Below are 6899 nucleotides of genomic sequence, written 5' to 3' on the forward strand. Positions count from 1 at the left end.
CCATGTCCGTCGACCGACTCTCCCATCACGTCGAGGATCCGGACGCGACGACGCCCCCGCCGTTCGCTGAGCGCGGCCTCGGCGCGGTAGAGGCCCCGGAAGGTGGCGCCCTACCCGGCGACCGTCCCCCGGCCGAGGCGCCCGAGAGCGTCACATCAGGTGGGCATCTACCCGAAAGGCCTGATCCGGGCGCCACCCGGGCATACGCTCCGCAGGTGAGCGCTCCGTCGCACCACCACGGAAGCCGCGTGGCCGCTCGCGACCACTGCCTCAGCCTGGTACGTGCCGTGGACCGGCCCACCGGGGCGGCCCGCTACGGGCGCATGTTCCCGGGCCTGGACCCGTTGGGCACCGACCCGCAACTGCTGATGCGCGCGGGCAGCGACGGCGGGATCTGCGACGCCGCCGCGGTCCTGGACCAGCTCAGCCCCGACGGCGACGACGCCACGGAGGCCGCCGGGTGGCCGTTCTTCGGCCAGCTGATCGCCCACGACATCACCGCCGACCGTTCTCCCATCACGGGCGGCGTCGGTCCCGAGGAGCTGCGCAACGCCCGCTCCCCGAAGCTCAACCTGGAGATCGTCTACTCGGACGGTCCGATCGGCTCGCCCTACCTGTTCGATCACGGCGACCCGGCGAAGTTCCTGCTCGGTCCGGACGGCGGCGATGTGCCGCGCAACCAGCAGGGCGTGGCCCTGATCGGCGACCCCCGCAACGACGTGCATCTGTTCTCACTGAGCCTGCACGTCGCCCTTCTGCACGCGCACAACCGGATCGTCGACTGGCTGCGGGAGAACGGGGTGCCCGAGGCCGAGGTGTTCGACAGGGCGCGGATCACCCTCACCTGGCACTACCAGTGGATCGTGGTCCACGACTTCCTGCCGCGGCTCGTCGGGGCGAGCCTGGTGGAGCACGTGCTTGCCGAGGGCTGCCGGTGGTTCGCGCCGCCGTCACTGGAGGCCTACATCCCGCTGGAGTTCGCCGACGCGGCCTTCCGCTACGGCCACGGCCAGATCCGGCACACCTACCGCCTCGTCGACGACGGTCCCGCGTTGCCGCTCTTTCCCGACCTGGTCGGGTTCGGTCCGCTGCCCGCCGACCGGCGCCTGGATCTCACGCAGGTCTTCGACGTGCCCGGCCGCCCGCCCGCGCAGCGCGCCAAACGCATCGACGGCCGGCTCGCGGCCAGCCTCATCGGACTGCCCGAGCAGGTCACCGGCGAGGTCGACGCCGCGGCCTACCGCTCATTGGCGGTGCGCGACCTGCTGCGTGGCGAGACCACCGGGCTGCCCAGCGGCGAGACGGTCTCCCGGCTCCTCGGCGTGACTCCGCTGACCGACGACGAGCTGGGGCAGTCCTGGCCGCACGGCACTCCGCTGTGGTTCTACATCCTCAAGGAGGCCGAGCACCGCGGCGCGGGCGACCGGCTCGGCCCGGTCGGCGGACGGATCGTGGCGGAGGTCCTGATCGGATTGTTGCGGGCCGACCCGGCGAGCTACCTGAGCCTGGAACCGGACTGGGAGCCGGCCCTGCCCGTCACCGGATCGGGTTTCGGCATGGCAGACCTGCTCACCTTCGGCATCCACCGCGACCAGGCGTGACCGCAGGCCGAAGCGTCAGGACCCGGTAGGTGTCACGACCGGAGGCACCGCGGGGCAACCCGTCCGGATGCTGTCCATGATCGGCTTGGCCGCCTGCTCGACACCGCTGACCGAGGAGGTCAGCGCGCCGAGTTTGGCCGACAGGCTGTTCTGGTCACTGAGCCCGGCGGTCGTGACCTGCAGCGTCTCGATCGCCTGGTTCAGGTCGTCCACCTGCGGGCCGAACTGTTCCCTGGCCTCGTTGGCAAGGTTGCGCCCGGCAGCCCCGAGGTTCTGCAGAGCCGCCTTGACACCTTCCGTCCCGACCTTGGTGGCGTCGAGTTCCACGATGGCGTTGGCCGCGGTCTGGAACTGTGCCGCTGCTGTACACAGCGACGCGGAGTAGGTCGTGGGAGGAGCAGCCGTGGCCGGGGTGGTGGCAGGCGGCGCCGCCGGGGGCGGGGCGGCGCCGGGAGCGCAGCCCGTAACTGCGACGCCTGCGAGCACAGCCGCCACGGCCCAGCGGGCGAGCCCGCTCGGTCCTGGCCTGCGGGTGTTGTCGGCGTGGTACATGGCGCCTCCCGGGATCGGCCGGACGGTTCGGCGTCGGCGTCGCGGCTCCTCGATGGGGAACTTCCCCGTCGGGATGCTCTACCGCTGCGACCGGCCGGGACCCGCCCACCAAGGGTGAAAGCAGGTCCTACCGGGGGTTTCACCGCCGAAAGTGCCGGACTCGATGGCGCCTCGTACCGGACAGGGGCTCGGGCCGGCTACCGCGTCCCGGCACGTGGAGCGGCGACGGTGACCCAACGGGTCTCGGTGAAGAACTCGGCGCCCCAGTCGCTGCCGAAATGGCCGAAACCGCTGTCCTTGACCCCACCCACCGAAGCCTGTGGCTCGTCGGCGATGGTGTGCGAGTTGATGTGGACCGAGCCGTGGCGCAACCGCCGCGCCACCATCAGCCCACGCGTGCCGTTCTCGGTGTAGACGGCGCTGGACAGTCCGTACTCGGTGTCGTTGGCCAGCGCGATCGCCTCCTCCTCGGAGTCGACGGTGTAGATCACAGCCACCGGGCCGAAGATCTCCTCGGAGTGGATCCGCATGCCCGGCGTGACGCCGGTCAGGACCGTCGGCGGGTGAAACGCCCCGTCGACAGGGCCCGCATCGAACACGATCTGCGCACCCTTGACCACGGCGTCGGAAACGAGCTCCGCGACGCGGGCGGCCGCTCGCGCGTGGATCATCGGTCCGATGATGGCGTCGGGCGAATCCGGGCCGTTCTTGGCGAGCGCGGCGACGTGCTCGAGGAACTTCTCGGTGAACCGCGCCGCGATGGATCGGTCGACGATGATCCGGTCCACCGACAGGCAGATCTGGCCGGAGTTCATGAACCGGGCGAAAGCAGACTGCTCGGCAGCCTGGTCCACATCGGCGTCGTCGAGCACGAGGATCGGGTTCTTGCCGCCGAGTTCGAGAAGGACGGGAGTGATGTGCTCGCCGGCGAGCCGCCCGACGATCTTCCCGACCGCCGTCGATCCGGTGAAGTTGCATCGACGCACCCGGGGGTGGGCGATCAGCGCCTCGATGACCGCCGGCGCGTCCGCTCGATCGTTGGTGACCACGTTGACGACCCCGGCGGGCAGTCCGGCGGCCGCCAGCACCTCGGCAAGGAACAGCCCGCTGGTGACCGGGGCGTCCTCACTCGGCCGGATGACCACGGTGTTGCCGGATTGATGTCGTCGGTGGTGCGGGCGGAGGCGGCCGGCATCTCCGCGCCGCCGATCAGCATTCCGCGCCTGCCGGAATTGATGTCGACCGACATTACGCAACTCCTTGGAAAGTGATGACCCTGCGGCCGTTGAGGCCCCCGGAAGACATCGCCTCCAGAGTCTGGGGGGCTTCCTTGAGTGGGATGGGGATGACATCGGGCACGATCCCTTGGGCCGCAGAGAAGGCGAGGGTGTCGCGCAGGTCATGCGGCGAGCCCGAAAGGTTGGCAACGACACGTAGCCGATTGAGAATCATCGGCTGGGTCGGCAGAACCAGCGGGTCGTTGTCATATCCGCACAGCACAAGCGTGCCGTCCGGGGCGAGGCCGCCGAACACCGCTGCGGCCGCCGCGGTGGTCGGGGCCGCGTTGAGGATCAGGTTCGCACCGCCGTCCCACGCTCTGAGCTCGGCGGCCGGATCCTTTTCGGTGGTCACTATGAACTGTTCCGCGCCGAGTGCCTGCGCGTATTCCTCCGAACCTCGTGACGAGCCCACGACGGCGACCCGCGCCCCCATGGCCACGGCGTACTGGATCGCCAGCGTGCCGATCGCGCCGGCGCCGATGATCGCAACGCGGGACCCGGCGCGGATCCCACCCTGCCTCAGCCCGTTGAACGCGGTGATGCCCGCACACATCAGCGGAGCCGCCGCAACGGGGTCCAGACCGCCCGGCAACGGCGTGAGGAACCCCGCCTTGAAGACACCGTATTCGGCGTATCCACCGTCGGTCACGATGCCGGTGATCCGCTTGGCCGGACAAAGGATCTGCTCGGCTCGGACGCAGTAGTCGCAATGCCCGCACGAGCCGTACAGGAACTGCGCCCCGACGGCAGTGCCCACCGTCGGCCAGGTGACGGCCGACCCGACGGCCTCCACGATGCCGGTGACCTCGTGACCAGGCACTACGGGGAACCGAGCGAACTGGTAGTGGCCTCGGATCAGGTTGAGGTCGGTGAAGCACACCCCGCACGCGGTCATGCGGACCAGCACCTCGCCGGGGCCGGGCGTCGGCACATCACGTTCCACGAACGACAGCGGTTCGTTGGCCCCGGTCGCAATTACCGCGTACATCAGTTCGCCTTTCCGGTCGAGGCAGGTCGTTGCCGGCGGATCCCCGACCACCACGCCGATCGTTCCGGCAGTGCACGAATCACCGCGTGCACGCGGTCGAACGACACTCGCGACTCCAGTGCGATGCGCAATTCGAATCGCTGTCCGGAGTTGGACGCAACGAGTTGTTGAGAACACTGAGACTAGGCTGCCTTCTCGATGAATGGAAGGTTCATCGGCGAAGTGTGGCTATTGCTTTGAGTACCCTCGCTCGCACTTATAGTGAACAGCCGGTTGTGAGATAAATGGCTCAACTCGTCCGTATCGGTGCGACGATCCCGAAGCCGACGTTCGTCAGGTTCGCCGAGTCCCGTGCGGCGGAAGGCGATACACCGACACGTGGGATGGAGATTCGGCCGTGAAATCCGACCCGGCCCAATCGGCGTGGCGCGATTGCAGTTCGAAGCCGGCGAGCTGGGCCATGAGGTCGAGCTCGGCCGGCCAGATGTAGCGGTGCGGGGTACGGAACAGCTCCGCTTGCCGGCCGTCGGAGAACCGGAAGTGGTGCGACACGACGTGCTGGTTCAGGACGTCGTAGGTGTCGAGTCCTATGTAGCCGGGTTCGCTATGGCAGACCGTGGCCTCCCGGCCCGGGGGGAGTGTTCGCAGCTCGGGAACCCACAGCTCGATCACGAACCGGCCACCGGGCGTCAGGTGGCGGGCGGCGTTGCGGAAGCAGGCCACCTGCTCGGCTTGGGTGAGCAGATTCGCGATCGTGTTGAACACGAGGTAGACCAGCGTGTACGACCCAGGGGCGACGGCCGTGGACATGTCTCCGACAACCACCGGGATCGTCGCCTCGTCCACCTTCGTTCGCAGCCGGTCGACCATCGGGCGGGATAGCTCGATGCCGGTGACGGGCACTCCTCGTTCGGCGAGCGGCACGGCCACGCGACCGGTTCCGATCGCGAACTCCAGCGCCCGCCCACCAGCGGAGAGCTCGGCGAGCCGGTCCACGGTCGGCCCCACGACGTCGGCGGCGAACATCCCGGTGCCCGGCGTGTCGTAACGCTGAGCGGTCTCGACGTCCCAGATGTCCTCCTGTCGCACGGTGCCCACGATGACGACGGGGATGGGGATCGTCCATGGAATTTCCGGCCGTCCGAGCGTTCGGTCGCTATCGACGTGGTGGGCCGAGGGTCTGCACTCCGTAGCGCGCGGTTATTCCGCCGAGCACTGACGGGTCAAGCTGTTCCGCTTCGGACAGCTGCGCGATCTCGTCGAACATCTGCTCGAACCCGGCCGGCGCGATCAAGACCAGCAGCTTGAGGTCGCCACCGGGCTGTCCCGCAAATGTGTGCGGGACTCCGCGGGGTCCGAGAACGAAGCTTCCCGCCTCGGCCTCGAACTCGGCATCGCCCACCCAGACCCGCGCGCGGCCTTCCAGCACGTAGAACGCCTCGTCCTCGCGATCGTGCTGGTGCAGTGGCGGACCGGCGCCGGTGACCTGCACCTCGACCAGCGCCCAGGCGCCCCCCGTGTCGGCGCCAACGGCCTTGTTGGTGCGAACGTTGCCCATCGCATCAACGCGACGACCCTCGCCTGGTTTCAGGGCGATCATTCCGGGTGCGAAGGACATTTCTGTGCCTCCCGCCGTCGGGGGAGCCATGGTCCCAGCGGCTGCGCATCGACGCTCGCCCTCCGGCAAGCGCGGACCGCGGTGACCCTGCGCCGGCGCGCCACGTGAGCTGTGGACCACCCGCACGACCTGGGCAACCACCTCGCGCGAGCGAGCTCCGATGAGTTTGTCCGCTCTGTCCGGTCTCGACGACGACCGTACTTCACGAGCCACACCGATGGAGCAGACCAATGACCAGCTCGACGTCCACCGCCACCACCAACGGCAGCCGCGCCGGGAACATCGCACTCTGGACATTGCAAGTCGTCCTCGCCGCCGTCTATGCGTTCTCGGCGTTCGGCAAGCTCACCGCCGAGGCGCAGAACGTCGCGGGCTTCGAGGCCATGGGGCTGGGGATGCCCGGGATGTACATCATCGGCGCGCTGGAGCTGGCCGGTGCGATCGCGATGTTCATCCCACGCCTCACCGGGCTGGCCGCCCTGTGCTTCGTCCTGCTGATGATCGGTGCCGTAACGATCACCTTGGCGATCGGCGGTGGGGTCCTGGTCGTGATGCCCGCCGTTGTCGGGGTGCTCGCCGCGATCGTCGCCTACGGCCGGCGCGACAGCACGAAGGCGCTGGCGGCCCGGTTCGGCCGCTGATCCCACCTCTGCGTGAGCAGCACCGTGTGGACGTCCGAGCGGGGCAGCGGCCGGTCAGCGGACCCAGGCCGGCGGGACGTCGCCTGTCTTGCGCGTGACGAACGCGATGTACTGCAGTGGCTTGCCGTGGACCGACAGTCGGTGCCGGTAGTGCTTGACGGCCAAGGGCACGATCGTCTTCTCGGCGAGCATGCGTTGGATCAGCCGGCTGAAGCCGCT

Annotated in this window: 7 protein-coding genes; 2 read left to right on the forward strand and 5 right to left on the reverse strand. The window is 68.9% G+C overall.

Annotated features, from left to right (window positions below; all coding sequences use genetic code 11):
• Positions 1 to 215: 215 nt before the first annotated feature.
• Positions 216 to 1601, forward strand: coding sequence for a peroxidase family protein (locus MMF94_RS20135; protein ID WP_241038650.1), 1386 nt, complete (start codon positions 216 to 218; stop codon positions 1599 to 1601).
• 15 nt (positions 1602 to 1616) lie between these two features.
• Here MMF94_RS20135 and MMF94_RS20140 read toward each other — a convergent pair whose 3' ends face one another.
• From MMF94_RS20140 to MMF94_RS20160, 5 genes are all read right to left on the reverse strand, one after another.
• Positions 1617 to 2153: a hypothetical protein gene (locus MMF94_RS20140; protein ID WP_241038651.1), complete on the reverse strand. Its 537-nt coding sequence runs from the start codon at positions 2151 to 2153 to the stop codon at positions 1617 to 1619.
• A 197-nt stretch (positions 2154 to 2350) separates the two neighbouring features.
• Positions 2351 to 3298, reverse strand: coding sequence for an aldehyde dehydrogenase family protein (locus tag MMF94_RS20145; RefSeq protein ID WP_241038652.1), 948 nt, complete (start codon positions 3296 to 3298; stop codon positions 2351 to 2353).
• A 103-nt stretch (positions 3299 to 3401) separates the two neighbouring features.
• Positions 3402 to 4421, reverse strand: coding sequence for an alcohol dehydrogenase catalytic domain-containing protein (locus MMF94_RS20150; RefSeq protein WP_277398770.1), 1020 nt, complete (start codon positions 4419 to 4421; stop codon positions 3402 to 3404).
• A 333-nt stretch (positions 4422 to 4754) separates the two neighbouring features.
• On the reverse strand, positions 4755 to 5447 hold the full coding sequence (locus MMF94_RS20155; RefSeq protein WP_379660380.1) for a class I SAM-dependent methyltransferase: 693 nt from the start codon (positions 5445 to 5447) through the stop codon (positions 4755 to 4757).
• Positions 5448 to 5577: 130 nt separating this feature from the next.
• Complete coding sequence (locus tag MMF94_RS20160) at positions 5578 to 5979, reverse strand: cupin domain-containing protein (RefSeq protein WP_241038654.1); 402 nt, start codon at positions 5977 to 5979, stop codon at positions 5578 to 5580.
• 290 nt (positions 5980 to 6269) lie between these two features.
• Here MMF94_RS20160 and MMF94_RS20165 point away from each other — a divergent pair, with 290 nt between their 5' ends.
• The gene (locus MMF94_RS20165) at positions 6270 to 6680 is read left to right on the forward strand and encodes a DoxX family protein (RefSeq protein ID WP_241038655.1); all 411 of its coding nucleotides are present in this window, start codon (positions 6270 to 6272) and stop codon (positions 6678 to 6680) included.
• Positions 6681 to 6899 lie beyond the last annotated feature (219 nt).

Source organism: Pseudonocardia alaniniphila (assembly GCF_022524485.1).
GTDB classification, from domain to species: Bacteria; Actinomycetota; Actinomycetes; order Mycobacteriales; family Pseudonocardiaceae; genus Pseudonocardia; species Pseudonocardia alaniniphila.